Consider the following 18,091-nt stretch of genomic DNA (forward strand, 5'->3'; position numbering starts at 1 on the left):
AGCGGGGGGCAATATCCCGGTCCTGGTTCTGTAAATCACGAGGTCAGTCCGATGACCGATCCACTGGATAAAGCCACTTCCCAGGCCCCTGCCACCCTCGGCGAGGGGTGCTTGAGCCGCTACGACCCCGACGAACTTGATGCCGATGACGGCACCGAGTTTCCTGGGGCCGCCCAACTGTGGGAGCAGTTGCAGCAGGAGCCGCCACCGGAGCCGCAGTGAGTGGTTTGCCTGTCATGGTTGGCAATCGGCTCCTCCTCTAGGAGCCGGCTTGCCGACTAAAGGGCCCTGAGGCCCGCCATCAAATCCTGAAGCTGCCCACCAGATGCTTCAAGCGCGCTGCTTGCTGTTCCAGATCGGAGCAGGCCCGCAGTGTCGCCTGGAGGTTTTCCACGCCTTCCTGGTTCAGCGTATTGATTTCGGTGATGTCCATGTTGATGGACTCCACCACCGAGGTCTGTTCCTCAGTGGCGGTAGCCACCGACTGGTTCATGCCGTCGATTTCACCGATGCGCTGGGTCACGCTGTTCAGCCGCTCTCCAGCCTGGTTGGCGATCTCTACGCTGTCCTGGCTGTGACGCTGGCTATTGCTCATGGTGCTCACCGACTCGCGGGCGCCCACTTGCAGTTCCTCAATCATGGTCTGCACCTGCTGCGCCGACTCCTGGGTGCGGTGAGCCAGGTTGCGCACTTCGTCGGCAACCACGGCAAATCCGCGGCCGGCTTCACCCGCACGGGCGGCTTCAATGGCGGCGTTGAGTGCCAGCAGGTTGGTCTGTTGGGAGATGCTGGTGATGACTTCGAGAATCTGCCCGATGTTCACTGTCTTGCTGTTCAGGGTCTCGATGTTGCTGCTGGAGGCGCTGATCATGTCCGATAGCTGGTTCATCGCCTGGATGCTGCGATCCACCACCTGCTGGCCGTCTTCAGCCAGGTTGCGGGCGTCGCTGGCCTGCTGCGAGGCCTGGGCGGCATTACGGGCGATTTCCTGGGCTGCGGCGCCCAGTTGATTGATGGCCGCGGCGACACTGTTGGTGCGACTGGCCTGCTCATCGGAGTTGAGCATCGATGAGTTGGAGGCGCTGACCACCCGCAGAGCTACTTCGTTGACATGCTCGGTGGCGGAGGACACTTCGCGGATCGAACCGTGGATACGTTCGACAAAGCGGTTGAAGGCCGTACCGAGGATGCCGAACTCGTCCTGGTTGTGGATGTTCAGGCGGCGGGTCAGGTCGCCTTCGCCGTCGGCGATGTCTTGCATGGCACGGGTCATTACGTGCAGGGGCTGCATCAGCAAGCGTATCAGCAGGCCCAGCAGGGCGATGGTCAGGGCCACGGCGGTCAGGGTGGCGATCAGGGCCGAGGTGCGGAATTCGCTGAGCATGGCGAAAGCCTTGTCCTTGTCCACCGACAGGCCGATGTACCAGTTCACCGAAGACAGGCCCTTGATCGGGGTGAAGGTGACGATGCGGGTTTTGCCGTCGACGCTGATCTCACTGAGCTCGCTGCTGATGCGCGGGGTGTCCTGGGGATAGACGTCCTTGAGATTCTTCATCACCAGGTTCTTGTCCGGGTGCACCAGGATCTTGCCGTCGGCGCTGATCAGGAAGGCGTAGCCCATGCCGTCGAAGTCCAGGGCATTGATGCTGTCGGCAATCACCTGCAGGCTCAGGTCGCCGCCCACTACACCAATCCGCTGGCCGGCCTTGAGCACGCTGTCGACAATCGAGATCACCAGTTGGCCGGAGGCCAGGTCGATATAGGGTTCGGTCAGGGCCGAGCCGTTGGTGCTCTCGGCACTCTTGTACCAGGGGCGTGCGCGAGGGTCGTAGCCGTCGGGCATCTTGCTGTCCGGGCGGATGATGAAGGTGCCGTCCTTGTTGCCCAGGTAAGCCCCCATGAAGGTTGAGCTCACGGACTTCTGTTCCAGCAGGTTGCTGACATTGGTCGGGTCGGGGTTGAGAGCCACCGATTGCGAGATGTTCTCGATCAGCAAGGCGCGGCCGGCGAGCCAGGTCTGAATATTTTTTGCCGTAACGTCGCCCATTTCCTGAAGATAGTTGTCCAGATCATCACGAATGGCGTTGCGTTGCAGGTAATCGTTGTAGAGCGTGAATAGCGCAAATGCAGCTATGACGATCAGCGAGGCGGCAAGCAGGATCTTGTGGCTGAAGCGCAGATTTTTGTTCATGGCTTGGTGTGTCCGCTAAGGTCTTTGAGTCCAGGGCATCGGGTTGGAAAAGCGCGCAAAATGGGCGGTGTTATAAGTAAGCTGATATCTCCATCTATCCCAAAGGAATTACCTGACCTTTATTTCAGATACTTCTGATCCATCATTTCTTCATATCGACCGTGTAAGGCCAAAGATTAACCAGGGGTGACAAAATGCCTGACTCATCGCAACTCGTTATCGGTGCCGACCTTGGTGGTCAGCCGATCGCTCAGGCCATGCGCCTGGCCAACCGCCATGGTCTGGTGGCGGGTGCCACCGGTACTGGCAAGACCGTGACCTTGCAGCGCCTGGCTGAGGCCTTCAGTGACGCCGGGGTGGCGGTATTCGCCGCGGATATCAAGGGCGATCTGTGCGGGCTGGGGGCGGCGGGCAATCCACAGGGCAAGATCGCCGAACGGATCGCCGGCATGCCGTGGCTTGAACATAAGCCTCAGGCGTATCCGGTAACACTGTGGGATATCCATGGTCAGTCCGGCCATCCCTTGCGCACCACCTTGAGCGAAATGGGCCCGCTATTGCTGGGCAGCCTGCTTGAGCTCACCGACAGTCAGCAGTCGGCGCTGTATGCGGCGTTCAAGGTGGCGGACCGTGAAGGGCTGTTGTTGCTGGACTTGAAGGATCTCAAGGCGCTGCTCAATCACCTCAAGGACCACCCTCAACTGCTGGGAGATGATGCGGCGCTGATGACCACGGGGTCCAGTCAGGCGCTGTTGCGGCGTCTGGCGACCCTGGAGCAGCAAGGGGCGGAAGCTCTGTTCGGCGAGCCCGCGTTGCAACTGGAAGACATTCTGCAGCCAGCTGCCGATGGCCGTGGACGGATTCATCTGTTGGACGCGAGTCGTTTGGTGCACGAGGCGCCGAAAGTCTATGCGACCTTCCTTTTATGGCTGCTGGCTGAATTGTTCGAGCAATTGCCGGAACGTGGTGATGCGGACAAGCCTGTACTGGCCCTGTTTTTCGATGAAGCCCACTTGCTGTTCGCAGGCACTCCCAAGGCTCTGCAGGATCGATTGGAGCAGGTGGTACGGCTGATTCGCTCCAAGGGGGTGGGGGTGTATTTCGTCACCCAATCGCCAGGGGATCTGCCGGACGATGTGCTGGCTCAACTGGGGCTGCGTATTCAGCATGGCTTGCGGGCGTTCACCGCCAAGGAGCAGAAGTCGTTACGGGCTGTGGCCGATGGTTTCCGTCCAAACCCGGACTTTGACGCGCTGGCGGTGCTCACTGAGTTGGGCATTGGCGAGGCGTTGGTAGGGACCCTGCAAGACAAGGGGACGCCGGAGATGGTGCAGCGCGTGCTGGTGGCACCACCGCAATCGCGAATCGGACCGTTGACGGAGACCGAACGCAAGGCCCTGATCGCCAGTTCGCCGTTACAGGGCCGTTATGACAAGCCTATCGATCGCGAGTCTGCCTATGAGGTGCTGATGGGGCGCAAGGACCTGGCGCCTGAAGCGCAGGCGACGCCCGACAAGCCCGTCGCTGAAGAACCGAGCCTGGCTGATCGGGCGGGTGAGTTCCTCGGCACTGCCGCCGGGCAGGCATTGAAGTCGGCCATGCGTCAGGCGGCCAATCAGTTGGGTCGGCAATTGGTCAGGGGCCTGATGGGGTCGTTGCTGGGCGGCAGCAAGCGGCGCTGAAGCCTGGCGTCTGGATCAGCCCCGCGGTTTGGCGTGGCTGGCCAGGCGCTCCAAGGCGGCGCGCAGATTGGGATCGGTGATGCCTTCGGCTGTGGCCTGGATGGTTGCGGCGGCGTTGTTCGACAGATCCATGGTATGCCCCGCTGCGCCCTGTTGGACCGTGGGAGGCTGGACCTTGAACAGGATGCGCGTGAGGTTGCTGAACTCATTGAACTCCAGCAGTTGGCGCTGCAGGCGTTTTTGCTGATAGCGAAGACGCGTAGCCCAGTGGCCATCGGTCACGATCAGCAGCAAGCTGCCTTCTCGCCAGGAGGCGACGTGGCAATGTTCGCGAGCGGCCGGTTGCAATTGGCTCTCCAGCAGGCGCTGCAGATGCGCCAGGCGCTGGGCGTGGCCGAGTATGGCTTTGAGTGGCTTGGCTTCGCGAAGAAGAACGGCGGGCGCGCGTGCCGTAAGGGGGCGAAATGCCATGATCAGAAACCTGAAGTTACAGAGGCGCCATGGTAGCAGAAAGCACCCGGGGCACCGGGCTCATTGCTTTTTCGTACTTTGACTACTTTCTGGCGCTTTGCTGATCGTAATCATTAAGTTCTGTGGTCAATGGGCTTGAAGTTCGGCAAAAAGCCCTTATTTTAGGTGAGCCCCGTCACAGCGCTGTGCCAGCATCGTGGAATAACGCCACTTTCCTCACCATCGTTTCCGGGTAGAATGCTCGTTCGCATGCGGCCATGAGGGCTGCTCGGGCGACTCACGGGGCCGCCCTCCAACCCTATGTGTGGAAGATCCTGCCGATATGTTTGCGCCTTTGTTAAAGAAACTTTTTGGAAGCAAGAACGAGCGTGAAGTCAAACGCATGCTCAAGACGGTACAGATCGTCAATGCCTTCGAAGAGCAAATGGTGGCCCTTTCGGACGATCAATTGCGTGCCAAGACCGCCGAGTTCAAGGCCCGTATCGCCAAGGGTGAAACCCTCGACAAACTGCTTCCCGAAGCCTTCGCGGTCGCCCGTGAAGCCGGTAAGCGCATCATGGGTATGCGTCACTTCGACGTGCAGTTGATCGGTGGCATGACCTTGCATGAAGGCAAGATCGCCGAGATGCGCACCGGTGAGGGCAAGACCCTGGTAGCCACCCTGGGTGTGTACCTCAACGCATTGTCCGGCAAGGGCGTGCACGTTGTGACGGTGAATGACTATCTGGCGCGTCGTGACGCCAACTGGATGCGCCCGCTGTACGAATTCCTCGGCCTGAGCGTCGGCGTGGTTACGCCGTTCCAGCCGCCTGAAGAGAAACGTGCCGCCTACGCCGCCGACATCACTTACGGCACCAACAACGAATTCGGTTTTGACTACCTGCGCGACAACATGGCTTTCAGCATGGAAGACAAGTTCCAGCGCGAGCTCAATTTTGCCGTGATCGACGAAGTCGACTCGATCCTCATCGACGAAGCCCGTACTCCGTTGATCATTTCCGGTCAGGCTGAAGACAGTTCCCGCCTGTACACCGAAATCAACAAGCTGATCCCGCGCCTGGAGCAGCACATCGAGGAAGTGGAAGGCCAGGTCACCAAGGCCGGTCACTTCACTGTCGACGAGAAGACCCGTCAGGTCGAGCTCAACGAAGCCGGTCACCAGTTCATCGAAGAAATGCTGACCCAGGTCGGCCTGCTGGCGGAAGGCGAAAGCCTGTATTCGGCCCACAACCTGGGCCTGCTGACCCACGTTTATGCCGGCCTGCGTGCCCACAAGCTGTTCAATCGCAACGTCGAATACATCGTTCAGGATGGTCAAGTGGTCCTGGTGGATGAGCACACCGGCCGTACCATGCCGGGTCGTCGCCTGTCCGAGGGCCTGCACCAGGCCATCGAAGCCAAGGAAAACCTCAACATCCAGGCCGAGAGCCAGACCCTGGCCTCGACCACTTTCCAGAACTACTTCCGTCTGTACACCAAGCTGTCCGGCATGACCGGTACCGCCGACACCGAAGCCTTCGAGTTCCATCAGATCTACGGCCTGCAGGTGATGGTGATTCCGCCGAACAAGCCGCTGGCTCGTAAGGACTACAACGACCTGGTGTTCCTGACCGCGGATGAGAAATACGCCGCGATCATCAACGACATCAAGGAATGCATGACCCAGGGCCGTCCGGTGCTGGTGGGGACCGCGACCATCGAAACTTCCGAGCACATGTCCAACCTGCTCAACAAGGAAGGCATCGAGCACAAGGTCCTGAACGCCAAGTTCCACGAGAAGGAAGCGGAAATCATCGCCCAGGCCGGTCGCCCGGGAGCCTTGACCATCGCCACCAACATGGCCGGTCGTGGTACCGACATCCTGCTGGGCGGCAACTGGGAAGTGGAGGTCGCCTCCCTGGAGAACCCGACTCCGGAGCAGATCGCCCAGATCAAGGCCGACTGGCAGAAGCGTCACCAGCAAGTGCTGGAGTCCGGTGGCCTGCAGGTAATCGCTTCCGAGCGTCACGAATCGCGCCGTATCGACAACCAGCTGCGTGGTCGTGCCGGTCGTCAGGGTGATGCCGGTTCCAGCCGCTTCTACCTGTCCCTGGAAGACAGCCTGATGCGTATCTTTGCCTCTGACCGGGTGAAGAACTTCATGAAGGCATTGGGCATGCAGTCCGGCGAGGCGATCGAGCACCGCATGGTGACCAATGCCATCGAGAAGGCCCAGCGCAAGGTGGAAGGCCGCAACTTCGACATCCGCAAGCAATTGCTGGAGTTCGACGACGTCAACAACGAGCAGCGTAAAGTGATCTATCACATGCGCAACACCTTGTTGGCGGCGGACAACATTGGCGAAACCATCGCCGATTTCCGCCAGGACGTGCTCAATGCCACAGTCAGTGCGCATATTCCGCCGCAATCGCTGCCCGAGCAGTGGGACGTGGCCGGTCTGGAAGAGTCGATCCAGAGCGGTTTCGGTGTAAGCCTGCCGATCCAGCAATGGCTCGACGAAGACGATCACCTGTACGAAGAAACCCTGCGCGAGAAGCTGCTCAACGAGTTGATCGCTGCGTACAACGAGAAAGAAGACCAGGCCGGTGCCGAAGCGCTGCGTTCTTTCGAGAAGCAGATCGTACTGCGGGTACTGGATGACTTGTGGAAAGACCACCTGTCCACCATGGACCACCTGCGCCACGGTATTCACCTGCGCGGTTATGCGCAGAAGAACCCGAAGCAGGAGTACAAGCGCGAGTCCTTCACCCTGTTCTCCGAGTTGCTGGATTCCATCAAGCGCGATTCGATCCGGGTCCTGTCCCATGTGCAGGTCCGCCGTGAAGATCCGGCCGAAGAAGAGGCGCGTCTGCGTCAGGAAGCCGAGGCACTGGCCCAGCGTCTGCAGTTCGAACACGCCGAGGCTCCGGGTCTGGATCAGCCGGAAGCGCTGGAAGAGGGGGTTGATGTTGATGTCGCCCTGGCCACCGCGCCGGTGCGCAATGAGCAGAAACTGGGCCGCAACGAACTGTGCTACTGCGGTTCGGGCAAGAAGTACAAACACTGTCACGGCCAGATCAACTAAGATCCTCGCCAGACACTGAAACACCCGCGCCGTGACGGCATCCGCCGTCGCGGCGTTTTTCCATTTGCAACACCGTCTTTTGAGACGACGGTGCAGACACCTGATAAGAGGAGCGCATTCATGGCTGTTGGTCTTGGTCCTTTGCCTACGTTGCACCCGGTTGCCGGTTTCGAGCTCGGCATCGCTTCGGCCGGCATCAAGCGCCCCGGGCGCAAGGATGTGGTGGTCATGCGCTGTGCCGAAGGCTCCACCGTGGCTGGAGTGTTCACGCTCAACGCGTTCTGCGCGGCACCGGTGATCCTGGCCAAGCAGCGTGTGCAGGGGCCGGTGCGTTATCTGCTGACCAACACCGGTAATGCCAACGCTGGTACCGGCGAGCCGGGCCTGGCTGCTGCAACCCGTACCTGCGCCAAGCTGGCGGAGCTGACCGGCGTCGATGCCAGCGCTGTGCTGCCGTATTCCACCGGCGTGATTGGCGAGCCGCTGCCGGTAGAGAAAATTGAGGGTGCTCTGCAAGCCGCGCTGGATGACCTGTCCGTGGACAACTGGGCGGCCGCGGCCACCGGGATCATGACCACCGACACCCTGCCCAAAGGCGCCAGCCGTCAGTTCCAGCACGATGGCGTGACCATCACCGTGACCGGTATCAGCAAGGGGGCGGGGATGATCCGTCCGAACATGGCCACCATGCTCGGCTACATCGCCACCGATGCCAAAGTCTCCCGGGAAGTGCTGCAGAACCTGTTGCTGGACGGTGCCAACAAGTCTTTCAACCGCATCACCATCGACGGCGATACCTCGACCAACGATTGCTGCATGCTGATCGCCACTGGTCAGGCCAAGCTGCCGGAAATCACCCAGGCCGAGGGGCCGCTGTTCGCTGCCCTGAAACAGGCGGTGTTCGAGGTTTGCATGGAAGTGGCCCAGGCCATCGTCCGTGACGGCGAAGGTGCAACCAAGTTCGTCACCGTTGAAGTCAACGGCGGCGGCACTCATCAGGAATGCCTGGACGTGGGCTACACCGTAGCTCACTCGCCGCTGATCAAGACGGCCCTGTTCGCCTCCGATCCGAACTGGGGTCGCATCCTCGCCGCTGTGGGCCGTGCTGGCGTCACGGATCTGGATGTCAGCAAGATCGATGTATTCCTCGGCGAAGTCTGCATTGCCAGCCGCGGCGCGCGGGCTGCCAGTTACACCGAGGCCCAGGGCGCGGCAGTGATGCAGCAGGAAGAAATCACCATTCGCATCGAACTGGGTCGTGGTACGTGCAGCGAGACCATCTGGACCACGGACCTGTCTCACGAATACGTGAAGATCAACGCGGAATACCGCACTTAAAAACCTCTCCGGCAACGCCGCTCCACCCACTGTAGGAGCCGGCTTGCCGGCGAAGCGCACATATCAACGCCTGGCCTGTAAGGGCCAGGCCCAATGCCTGATCAGAGGAAACAGTGCGGTGAAACGAGTACATGTGGCTGCGGCCGTCATCCGGGATGCCACCGGCAAGATCCTGATTGCCCGGCGTGCCGATACTCAGCATCAAGGTGGCCTGTGGGAGTTTCCCGGAGGCAAGGTCGAGGCCGGTGAAGCGGTACAAGCCGCGCTGGCCCGTGAACTGCAGGAAGAGCTGGGCATCGTCGTACAGATGGCGCGCCCGCTGATCAAAGTGCAGCACGACTATCCGGACAAACAGGTGTTGCTGGATGTCTGGGAAGTCTCGGCGTTCAGTGGCCAAGCCCACGGCGCGGAAGGGCAGCCCCTGGCGTGGGTCAGCCCTCGTGAGTTGGCCGATTATGAGTTCCCCGCAGCCAATCAGCCGATTGTCGCTGCAGCGCGTTTACCCGCTCACTACCTGATTACCCCGGAAGGCCTGGAAACCCCGACCTTGCTGCGTGGCATGCAGAAGGCCATCGCCCAGGGCTGCAAGCTGATTCAGTTGCGGGCTCCTGGTGGCTACGATCCCCAGTACCGCGATCTGGCAGTGGACGCAGTGGGCCTGTGTGCGGGCAAGGCGCAGTTGATGCTCAAGGGGCCGTTCGAGTGGCTAGGGGATTTCCCCTCTGCCGGCTGGCACATTACTGCGGCGCAATTGCGCAAGTACGCCAGCGCCGGGCGGCCTTTTGGCAATGATCGCTGGCTGGCCGCCTCCTGCCATAACGCCGAAGAGTTGTCCCTGGCGCAGCAGATGGATGTGGATTTCGTGACCTTGTCCCCGGTTCAGCCGACCCAGACTCACCCCGATGCCCAACCCCTGGGTTGGGAGCAGGCGCAGCAGTTGATCAGCAGTTTCAACAGGCCCGTCTATCTGCTGGGGGGCGTGGGGCCTGCCGAATGTCAGCAAGCCTGGGAAGCCGGTGCTCAAGGTGTTGCCGGTATCCGCGCCTTCTGGCCGCAGGACTGAAGACATCCTCTGTGGCAGCGCTGGCTAGCAGCCGTCTATGCAGGAACTGGCTTGCCAGCGAAGGCGTCGTTGGGCGTTGTGCAAACCTTTTCGCCGGCAAGCCGGCGCCTACGCAGAGGGGGTGGGTTTGGCGGCGGCCTGCCAGAGGATTTCGGCGATGCCTTGGCGCTTGGCAATCAGGCGTGCGGCGACAAACAGCAGGTCCGACAGGCGATTGATGTAGGCCAGTCCTACTCCCTGCAAGGGTTCCACCGCATTCAGGTGTTGGCAGCGACGCTCGGCGCTGCGAGCCAGGCTGCGGCAAACATGGGCCTGGGCGATCAGTGACGAACCACCGGGCAGGATGAAGTTCTCCAGGGGGCCCAGCTCTTCATTCCAGACATCGATGGCCGCCTCAAGACGCTCCACCTCGGCCTCGTTGAGTGCTTGATACACCGGCATTGCCAGTTCGCCCCCCAGATCGAACAGCCGGTGCTGACAGGGTGCCAATACCTCGATGACTTCCTTGAAGCCCGGGCAGGTATCAACCTGCTCCTCCAGGCCGGCCAGGAGCAGTCCCAGCTGGCTGTTCAAGGTGTCGACTTCACCAATGGCTTCCACTCGAGGATGATCCTTGGCAACCCGGCGGCCGTCTCCGAGCCCGGTTTCGCCTTTGTCGCCGGTGCGGGTGTAAATCTTCGACAAGCGAAAACCCATGCTTAGTTCTCCAGTGGTAGGGGTTCTTGAATCTGGGGCTGGCTGCTGGCCAGGGGCAGGCGCAAGGTAAAGCAGGTGCCTTGGCCCCGGGTCGATTGCACTTCCATTTGCCCCTTGTGGTTGTTGGTGATGATGAAGTACGACACTGAAAGTCCGAGTCCGGTGCCCTGGCCGATCTCCTTGGTGGTGAAGAAGGGCTCGAAGGTGCGTTTGCGAACGCTCTCGCTCATGCCGATACCGTTGTCTTCCACCTGGATTTCCGCCCAGGGCGGATTGAGTCGGGTACGCAGGATGATGCGTCCCGGTTCGCTGTCGTCATCGCGCTGATGAATGGCCTGGGCTGCGTTCTTCAGCAGATTGAGCAGCACCTGCTCCAGTTCGTTGGCGGTGCCCGGGACCGGGCCCAGATTCGGGTCGAACTGGCGAATGATGGCCTGGCCCTTGAAGTCGAAACCTATGGCCAGGTCGAAGTCGTTGCTGGCGATTTCTACCGCCTGGTCGATCAGTGCCGGCAGGTCGCACGGCGCCATCTGCCGATTGCTGCGTCGGCTGAAACTGAGCATGTGGGTGACGATTTTTGCTGCCCGGGCCCCAGCTTGTTGAATGCCGTCCAGCAGGAGTGGTACTTCACGGCTGTCCAGGTAGCGATTGACGGTTTGCAGTTCGACGCCGATCTGCTGCGCATGTTCGAGGTTCTTTGGCAGTTCGGGCGATAGCCGGCGGCGAATGTTCTGCACGTTGTGCAGGATCGCTCCCAAAGGGTTGTTGATCTCGTGGGCCATGCCGGCCGCAAGACCACCCACCGAAAGCATCTTCTCCGATTGCACCATCATTTCTTCCAGGGACAGGCGCTGGGTGATGTCGTCGATCCGGATCACTACGCCGCGTCCGGCGCCGCCCATCAGTGGGTAGAAGGTCAGGGCATAGTGCTTGGCCTCCTCATCCTTGAACCAGGTCACCCGCTCGACCTTGGTGACGGTGTGTTGCTCGACGGTTTCCTTGAGTTGCGGCAGGAACGGTTTGAGGGGTTCGAAGGCGAGGAAGATCGGCTGGTTCAGGGCTTCGTCCAGGCGGGTGCCGGACAGGGCGCTGGCCTCCTGGTTCCATTGGGTAACGTACAGCTGTTCGTCCAGCGCGATCAGCGCCGAGGGCATGGAGTCGATGATGCTGTTGAGGTAGTTCTGGAAGCCGGTGAGCTTCTTCTCGATCTTGCTGCGCACCTGGACTTCCAGTTCCAGCTTGCGGTTGGTATGGCGGGTTTCTTCCGCCAGTCCCTGGGCCTGATCGTAGGCAGCCTGGGAGTCGTCCCGGGCACGCTTGAGCTGTTGCTCCCGGGCTTCGATACGCGACAGCATGGTGTTGAAGGCTTCCGCCAGGCTGCCGATTTCATCGTGGTTGCCCCGGGAGGCGCGCAGCGAGTAGTTCTCCTCGCGAGTCACCTGACGCGAAAGCACTTCGAGCTGGTGAATCGGTTGGGTGATCAGGCGCTTGATCTGCCGCGCGATGATCAACCACAGCAACACGCTGAAAATGAGGATCCCGAGGCTTGCGGTGAGGGTGCCAGTGTAGAACGCCATTGGCAGTTCGCTGGTGGCCACCAGCAACAGATGGCCTGGCGCCTGGCCCGGGCGAGGCAAAGCGATCACTTGGTTGCTGCGAAATTCGGTCAGTTGCCAGGCTTCGATGTGCCGGTAGCGTTCGGGCAGCTTGAGGTGCTCTCCGTGTTGCAGTTGGGCCAGACGCATGCCCTTGCCGTCATAGAGGGCGGCCGCGCGCAGCGGGGTATAGCTGTCCAGCTCGCTGAGCAGCTTTTGTGCATCTTCGGGAGAGTTCAGAGCCTGTACCGCCAAGGCCGGGTTGGAGACCAGCCGGCCGATGGTCTGCAGTGCCTGGGGCGCCATGCTTTCCTGGGATATCCAGTAAGCGGCGCTGATAAAGGTCAGATTGGCGACCAACAGCACGGTGGTCAACAGGACAAGCAGGGCGGCCAGGAGCTTTTGGCCCACGGGCAGGTTTTCAAGACGCTGGCGCAATGGCATCGGCTATATCGCTGGAGATGAGCAAGTGGGCAGCGTAGCCGCTGCTCAGGCGCTGGGCAATCCGCGTAGACGCAGGTGTCTCACCAGGCGTTGCTGCAACTGTTGCAGATGAGGCAGCTGCAAGCGGTGACGGGCCGCGGCCTGGCAGGCATAGCCCAGTAAATAGCTGATTTCGGTCCGTCGTTGACTGGCCACATCCTGATGCATCGAGGAGTAGTTGGCGGCGGTGGCCTGGATGACCCGTTCCACCTCTTGCTGCAGGTTTTCCGCCGCGGTGGGTTGTCCGCAGCATTGCAACAACTCGCTCAGCTCGGCGCACAAGGTTGCCACTTCACATTGGTGTTGCTGCAGGCCGCCGTTGCGGCAGTCGTGCAGCACCGTCAAAGGATTGATTGCACAATTGAGCGCCAGCTTGCGCCAGAGTCGGGTCAGTATCTGGGTGCTCCATTCGTGAGGGATGCCACTGGCGCTCAACTCATCCAGCCAGATCGGTGGGGTAGGGTGGCCTGAGTCGCCAAGCCAGGTGTAGCCATGGCCGGCAAAGACCACACGCCAGTCACCATCGCGAAATGCGCCTTCGGTGCTGGAGGCGGCGATGCAGCGCGCGTTGGGCACTCTGGTGGCCACCGCGTCCTGGCTGCCCAGGCCATTTTGCAGCAGGATCAGTTCGGCGCCCTGGGCCAGGCGGGGGGCGATACTGGCCACCGCCGCTTCGGCGTCGTAGGCCTTGCACGCCAGCAGCAGGCGGTGGATAGGTGCGGGGCTATCGCAGGTTTCCCCGGGAATCGCCTGCAAGCTGCTTTGGCCCTGCTCTACCAGGGTCAGGCCGCCCGCCGCCTGATAGGCCTGTAGGCGTGCCTGATCGCGCAGTATCAGGCGTACCGGCAAGCCGGCGCGGGCCAGGCGGGTGGCCCACAAGGTGCCGAGGCTGCCGGCGCCGAGAACATGCCAGGTCGTGGACATCAAGTTTTCGCTCTGTTTGGCAGCCCCGCAGAGGGCGCGCGGTGAAGGAGGGGAAAGACCCGTTATAATGAGCGCGGATTTTAACCGCAAGCCGGGCGTGTTCGATGTTTTGAACAGCGCCCCTTTTTATTTGGAGAGATTACATGCCGTCGTTTGACGTGGTATCCGAACTGGACAAGCACGAAGTCACCAACGCGGTGGAAAACGCCGTCAAGGAACTGGACCGCCGCTATGACTTGAAGGGCAAGGGTAGCTTCGAGTTCAAGGAAAAGGATCTGGCCGTCAACCTGACCGCCGAAGCCGAATTCCAGCTCGAGGCCATGATCGAGATCCTCAAGCTGGCCCTGGTCAAGCGCAAGATCGACGTGCAGTGCCTGGAGGTCAAGGACGCCTACGCCTCGGGCAAGGTGATGAAGCAGGAGGCCGTACTCAAGGAAGGTATCGATAAAGAGTTGGCGAAGAAGATCGTCGCTCATATCAAGGATGCCAAGCTGAAAGTACAGGCTGCCATTCAAGGCGAGCAGGTACGCGTCACTGGCAAGAAGCGCGACGATCTGCAAGAGGCCATCGCCGCTCTGCGTGCCAAAGAATTCGGCATGCCGCTGCAGTTCAACAACTTCCGCGACTGATCCGCTTCTCCGGGAACCTCTAGAGCTTTTTGGCGTCCGAGGCCGGAGCAATGGCAGAAACGATTGAGCTCCAGGCGAGCCGGTCGTTCTGCCGGTCAGTCAAGCACGCCGTAACCCCGGGAATCTGGAGAGATAGATGGATTTGAACGCTGAAGTAGACAACCTGGTCCGGGCTTCCCAAGCCTGGATTCCCATGATCATGGAATACGGCAGCCGTGTGCTGCTGGCGGTACTCACCCTGGCCATCGGCTGGTGGCTGATCAACAAGTTGACTCATAAAGTGGGCAAGCTGCTGGCGCTGCGCAATGCCGATCTGGCGTTACAAGGCTTTATCAGCAGCTTGGCCAACATCATTCTCAAGGTGCTGCTGATCGTCAGTGTGGCCTCGATGATTGGTGTAGAAACCACCTCTTTCGTCGCCGCGATCGGTGCCGCCGGTCTGGCCATCGGCCTGGCCTTGCAAGGCAGTCTGGCGAACTTCGCCGGCGGGGTGCTGATCCTGCTGTTCCGTCCGTTCCGCATTGGCGATTTCATCGAAGCTCAGGGCATCAGCGGTAGCGTGGACAGCATTCAGATCTTCCACACCGTGCTGCGTACCGGTGACAACAAGACGGTGATCGTGCCCAACGGCAATCTGTCCAACGGCATCATCACCAACTACAACCGTCAGCCGACCCGCAAGGTAGTGTTCGACGTGGGTGTGGATTATGACGCGGACCTGCAGAAGGCCCGTGAAGTGTTGCTGGAGCTGGCCAAGGATGAGCGTGTACTGGCCGATCCGGCGCCAGTAGCAGTGGTTTCCACTTTGGGCGACAGCGCGATTACCCTGTCATTGCGGGTGTGGGTCAAGACGGCGGATTACTGGGATGTGATGTTCCGGTTCAATGAATTGTCCCGTGATCGCTTGAAGGCGGCAGGTATTGATATTCCCTTTCCACAGCGAGTCATTCGTGTGGTTCAGGAAGCGGCAACGCAATAAGTCAGTTTTATGAGTTGGCCGTTCGGTCAACTAGTGCTGTTCAAGACAAGGGGCTATCAGCCCCTTGTTTGTTTTCACGGGCGGCCATTGATAACTATCAAGTTGCAATCAGCGTCAGCGGACAAAAACTATTGATGCTTGCCTGCTTAGTTAGCTTGCTATTTAGTTTGTCTTTTCGTCGCCAATGTTTTTTGCAAGCATAAAAAAACCGCCGACCTGATTCAGGGCGGCGGTTTTTATTTTAACTGCGTGTTAGTGCATTCAGCTGAGCACTGAAATTACAAGATGCTCAGTGGATACTCTACGATCAGACGCAGGTCGTTCAGGTTGTCGTAGTTGGTCGCGCGGTAATCGCTGTTGGTACCACGATAGATCGCGTTACGCAGACGGAAGGACAAGTCCTTGGCCGGGCCTTCCTGCAGTACGTACTTGGCTTCTACGTCCCACTCGTGCTCTTTGCCATCGCTGGAGTCGGCAACGGTAACGTTGCTGCCACGAATGTAGCGGGTCATGAAGCTCAGGCCAGGTACGCCGAAGGAGGCCATGTTCAGGTCGTAGCGCGCCTGCCAGGATTTCTCGTCTTCACCAACGAAGTCGGAGATCTGCACGGAGTTGGCTACGTAAACGGTACCGCCACCGTCGACGCCGTAGTTGTAACCGGTTTTACCAGCGGACTGCTGGAAGGCCAGGGTGAACTTGTGGGCTTCGATGCTATAGGCGGCTGCCAGGCTCCAGACGCGGTTGTCCAGGTCGCCGGCCAGTTTCTTGCCGTCGTCCTTGCTGCGGTAGCCGTTGAAGTCGAAGTTCAACGACTGTTTGTCGCTCAGTGGCAGGGTGTAGTTGACGTTGACGTACTGCTTCTTCCAGTAGTCTTCAACGTCGGAGGCGTGCACGGCGAAAATGAAGTTCTCAAGACCCGAGTAGGTGAAGCCAGCGATGTTCGCTGCGCTCAGCCCTGGGTTTTGCTTGCCGGTGACACGGCTGCGACCGTTGATGCTGTCACGGCCCATGCCGGTTTGCGCGCTCAGAGCGGTGAAGCGACCGGCGCTCAGTTCCAGACCCTTGATTTCGTTGCTGGTGATCAGGGTACCGGTGGCGACTTCAGGCAACAGGCGGCCGTCGTCGGTGGTGAAGACCGGGCTGGATACGAACTGGTTGCCGTATTTCAGAACGGTGTCGGAGATGCGGAATTTCGCTGCCGCGCCCAGTTTGGACTGAGTGTTTTCCGGTTCGCCGGAACCATTGGTAGCGAACAAACCGTTACCGGCACGACCTGCGCCGCCGTCGAGTTTCACGCTGCCCATGGCCATGGCATCGACACCGACACCGACAGTGCCCTGGGTGAAGCCGGATTGATAGTTGAGCAACTCGCTGATACCGGTGTCTTGACGGTAGCCGCTGGTTTTATCGTCAGTACCAGTGGTGTAAGTACCGTTACCACGACGCACGTTGCCCACGCCGTCTTTATAGTCACGGTTCATGTACATCGCACGGGTTTTCGCGGTCAGGGTGCTGTCTTCGATAAAGCCCTTTGCGTCGTCCTGGGAGGACGCGATTGCGAACTGCGAGGTGCCTGCTGATACAGCCAGGGCGATCATGCTCCACTTCATCACGCGCATCGTGATTTGCTCCTTTGGTTTTTAGAAGAGTACTGCCGTCCCACCTGTTTTATTATCTGGGCGGCTCTTTCTTTTTGTGTCGGCGCAAACTTATATCACGCTGACAATGTTGGCGATACTTGCCTATCTATCCTTTCAGCTTCTTTACGACCCTGTCGCAAATTGCTCGATCGGTGTCGCAATTCTGCAGTCAGTCTGTATCCGGACCAACAACTTATGCAGTGTTCTTCGAAGCAATATCACGAGGAATTAAGCCCCCCATGCACACACTCTACAAAGCACCGCGGGGCAACCCTGCCACTATTATTATGAGTCTGTGATGGGCCACTTCGGATGGCCCGCCGCAGACGATGTCGGGTTGAATGCAACAAGCGTGCACAAATCGAATTTGCTCCGTCTTTTTTCTTCTGGGCGGCATGCCGACCTGTAAAAACCGCATAAAATCGCCATTTCAAGCGTCTTTTTGTTTGGCTTGACGCGATGCTCTTCCTGGTGCAGGACTGTGCAATAAGTTGCACAGCGTGCCAAAACGTTACCGCTGCACACTGCAAAGTGAGTAAACGGCGGATGCTTGAGGAATTTAGCGTAGACCGCCTGTGCGATTCTGGTGCAAAACTTTTGCAACGCTGTGCACGGTTCATACAGTAGTGGGCAGGTAGAGTGAGGAACATCAATGGCTTAGCCAGTCACTTTTTGGGCATTTTCTGCGTGTTGTGCGCAAATGGTGCGAGATGCAGGAAAGTGTTCTGCTATGGGGCGTGGCTCTTGCATTGAAGTCGGCTCCTTGCCGGGAGTAAGAAGGCGCTATCGGGGCTCAGGCTCATTGACCATGAAGCCCAATGCATTCGCAGGTATGCTGCGCGTCTGTCGCCTGGCGAGTGTCGTTGATGCTGAGGGCCAGGCTGGAATGAGCTGAGCGGGAGTAAGCGCGGTGTTCACTTTAGATTCACGGCTGCAACAAGACACATTGCCTATCGGGGATTTCCCCCTCTGTCGGTTGCTGCTGTCCAATGACGCAAACTATCCCTGGTTCATCCTGGTGCCACGTCGAGAAGATATCAGCGAGTTGTTTCAGCTCGATGTCACCGACCAGCAGCAACTGTGGCAGGAAACCACGGTTCTGGCTGAAGTGCTCAAGGACTCCTTCGACGCCGACAAGATGAATGTGGCAACCCTGGGTAACGTGGTCAGCCAGTTGCATATGCATGTAATCGTGCGTAAGCGCGATGATGTGGCTTGGCCTGCGCCGGTATGGGGCAAGCACCCGGCCAAACCTTACAATTCGCAGCAGGTTGCGGCGATCCGTGATCGGCTGCGGGTGGTGTTGGCCGATGATTTCCAGTTTCTGGAGGGCTGA

At 59.6% G+C, this 18,091-nt stretch carries 14 protein-coding genes and 1 pseudogene; 8 read left to right on the plus strand and 7 right to left on the minus strand.

What is annotated here, in order from left to right; translation table 11 throughout:
• Positions 1-51: 51 nt before the first annotated feature.
• A complete protein-coding gene (locus tag FW796_RS07260) occupies positions 52-222 on the plus strand; it encodes a hypothetical protein (RefSeq protein ID WP_346632454.1) in 171 nt (56 codons plus the stop codon).
• A 79-nt stretch (positions 223-301) separates the two neighbouring features.
• Here the strand turns inward: FW796_RS07260 and FW796_RS07265 are convergent, their stop codons facing one another.
• On the minus strand, positions 302-1,066 hold the full coding sequence (locus FW796_RS07265) for a methyl-accepting chemotaxis protein (RefSeq protein ID WP_371826169.1): 765 nt from the start codon (positions 1,064-1,066) through the stop codon (positions 302-304).
• Positions 1,067-1,159: 93 nt separating this feature from the next.
• Positions 1,160-2,191: pseudogene (locus FW796_RS07270) on the minus strand (HAMP domain-containing protein); the annotation flags it as partial.
• A 194-nt stretch (positions 2,192-2,385) separates the two neighbouring features.
• Here FW796_RS07270 and FW796_RS07275 point away from each other — a divergent pair.
• A complete protein-coding gene (locus tag FW796_RS07275) occupies positions 2,386-3,873 on the plus strand; it encodes a helicase HerA-like domain-containing protein (protein WP_346632452.1) in 1,488 nt (495 codons plus the stop codon).
• A 15-nt stretch (positions 3,874-3,888) separates the two neighbouring features.
• On the opposite strand, the gene FW796_RS07280 is transcribed toward FW796_RS07275, so the two are convergent.
• Positions 3,889-4,344, minus strand: a complete 456-nt coding sequence (locus FW796_RS07280) for a DUF721 domain-containing protein (protein ID WP_123726105.1) — start codon at positions 4,342-4,344, stop codon at positions 3,889-3,891.
• Positions 4,345-4,666: 322 nt separating this feature from the next.
• On the opposite strand from FW796_RS07280, the gene secA reads away from it, so the two are divergent.
• The 3 genes from secA (at position 4,667) to FW796_RS07295 (ending at position 9,809) form a co-directional block, all read left to right on the plus strand.
• Complete coding sequence (secA, locus tag FW796_RS07285; RefSeq protein WP_346632451.1) at positions 4,667-7,408, plus strand: preprotein translocase subunit SecA; 2,742 nt, start codon at positions 4,667-4,669, stop codon at positions 7,406-7,408.
• Positions 7,409-7,528: 120 nt separating this feature from the next.
• The gene (gene argJ, locus FW796_RS07290; RefSeq protein WP_346632450.1) at positions 7,529-8,746 is read left to right on the plus strand and encodes a bifunctional glutamate N-acetyltransferase/amino-acid acetyltransferase ArgJ; all 1,218 of its coding nucleotides are present in this window, start codon (positions 7,529-7,531) and stop codon (positions 8,744-8,746) included.
• 118 nt (positions 8,747-8,864) lie between these two features.
• Positions 8,865-9,809 (plus strand): Nudix family hydrolase, encoded by a 945-nt coding sequence (locus FW796_RS07295; protein ID WP_404937541.1) that lies wholly within the window; start codon positions 8,865-8,867, stop codon positions 9,807-9,809.
• 108 nt (positions 9,810-9,917) lie between these two features.
• Here the strand turns inward: FW796_RS07295 and FW796_RS07300 are convergent, their stop codons facing one another.
• Genes FW796_RS07300 through FW796_RS07310 form a run of 3 tightly spaced genes read right to left on the minus strand, consistent with a single transcriptional unit; the run spans position 9,918 to position 13,507 of the window.
• Entirely contained in the window at positions 9,918-10,505 is a 588-nt protein-coding gene (locus FW796_RS07300; RefSeq protein ID WP_346632448.1) for a cob(I)yrinic acid a,c-diamide adenosyltransferase, read from the minus strand.
• Between the two features lie 2 nt (positions 10,506-10,507).
• Positions 10,508-12,544, minus strand: a complete 2,037-nt coding sequence (locus FW796_RS07305) for a sensor histidine kinase (RefSeq protein ID WP_346632447.1) — start codon at positions 12,542-12,544, stop codon at positions 10,508-10,510.
• A gap of 45 nt (positions 12,545-12,589) precedes the next feature.
• The gene (locus FW796_RS07310) at positions 12,590-13,507 is read right to left on the minus strand and encodes a putative 2-dehydropantoate 2-reductase (protein WP_446439191.1); all 918 of its coding nucleotides are present in this window, start codon (positions 13,505-13,507) and stop codon (positions 12,590-12,592) included.
• A 143-nt stretch (positions 13,508-13,650) separates the two neighbouring features.
• On the opposite strand from FW796_RS07310, the gene FW796_RS07315 reads away from it, so the two are divergent.
• Positions 13,651-14,136, plus strand: a complete 486-nt coding sequence (locus tag FW796_RS07315; protein ID WP_346632445.1) for a YajQ family cyclic di-GMP-binding protein — start codon at positions 13,651-13,653, stop codon at positions 14,134-14,136.
• Positions 14,137-14,272: 136 nt separating this feature from the next.
• Positions 14,273-15,115, plus strand: a complete 843-nt coding sequence (locus FW796_RS07320; RefSeq protein ID WP_346632444.1) for a mechanosensitive ion channel family protein — start codon at positions 14,273-14,275, stop codon at positions 15,113-15,115.
• Positions 15,116-15,393: 278 nt separating this feature from the next.
• Here the strand turns inward: FW796_RS07320 and FW796_RS07325 are convergent, their stop codons facing one another.
• Positions 15,394-16,734, minus strand: a complete 1,341-nt coding sequence (locus tag FW796_RS07325; RefSeq protein WP_102860552.1) for an OprD family porin — start codon at positions 16,732-16,734, stop codon at positions 15,394-15,396.
• 931 nt (positions 16,735-17,665) lie between these two features.
• On the opposite strand from FW796_RS07325, the gene FW796_RS07330 reads away from it, so the two are divergent.
• A complete protein-coding gene (locus FW796_RS07330; RefSeq protein WP_404937539.1) occupies positions 17,666-18,091 on the plus strand; it encodes an HIT domain-containing protein in 426 nt (141 codons plus the stop codon).

This window comes from Pseudomonas sp. 910_21, from assembly GCF_052850735.1.

Bases quoted from the DNA above. Each gene is read 5' to 3' on its own strand.
- FW796_RS07275 (WP_346632452.1), top strand. From the start codon at position 2,386: ATGCCTGACTCATCGCAACTCGTTATCGGTGCCGACCTTGGTGGTCAG.
- FW796_RS07300 (WP_346632448.1), bottom strand. From the start codon at position 10,505: ATGGGTTTTCGCTTGTCGAAGATTTACACCCGCACCGGCGACAAAGGC.
- FW796_RS07315 (WP_346632445.1), top strand. From the start codon at position 13,651: ATGCCGTCGTTTGACGTGGTATCCGAACTGGACAAGCACGAAGTCACC.
- FW796_RS07305 (WP_346632447.1), bottom strand. From the start codon at position 12,544: ATGCCATTGCGCCAGCGTCTTGAAAACCTGCCCGTGGGCCAAAAGCTC.
- FW796_RS07260 (WP_346632454.1), top strand. From the start codon at position 52: ATGACCGATCCACTGGATAAAGCCACTTCCCAGGCCCCTGCCACCCTC.
- FW796_RS07280 (WP_123726105.1), bottom strand. From the start codon at position 4,344: ATGGCATTTCGCCCCCTTACGGCACGCGCGCCCGCCGTTCTTCTTCGC.
- argJ (WP_346632450.1), top strand. From the start codon at position 7,529: ATGGCTGTTGGTCTTGGTCCTTTGCCTACGTTGCACCCGGTTGCCGGT.
- FW796_RS07265 (WP_371826169.1), bottom strand. From the start codon at position 1,066: ATGCTCAACTCCGATGAGCAGGCCAGTCGCACCAACAGTGTCGCCGCG.
- secA (WP_346632451.1), top strand. From the start codon at position 4,667: ATGTTTGCGCCTTTGTTAAAGAAACTTTTTGGAAGCAAGAACGAGCGT.
- FW796_RS07310 (WP_446439191.1), bottom strand. From the start codon at position 13,507: ATGTCCACGACCTGGCATGTTCTCGGCGCCGGCAGCCTCGGCACCTTG.
- FW796_RS07320 (WP_346632444.1), top strand. From the start codon at position 14,273: ATGGATTTGAACGCTGAAGTAGACAACCTGGTCCGGGCTTCCCAAGCC.
- FW796_RS07325 (WP_102860552.1), bottom strand. From the start codon at position 16,734: ATGCGCGTGATGAAGTGGAGCATGATCGCCCTGGCTGTATCAGCAGGC.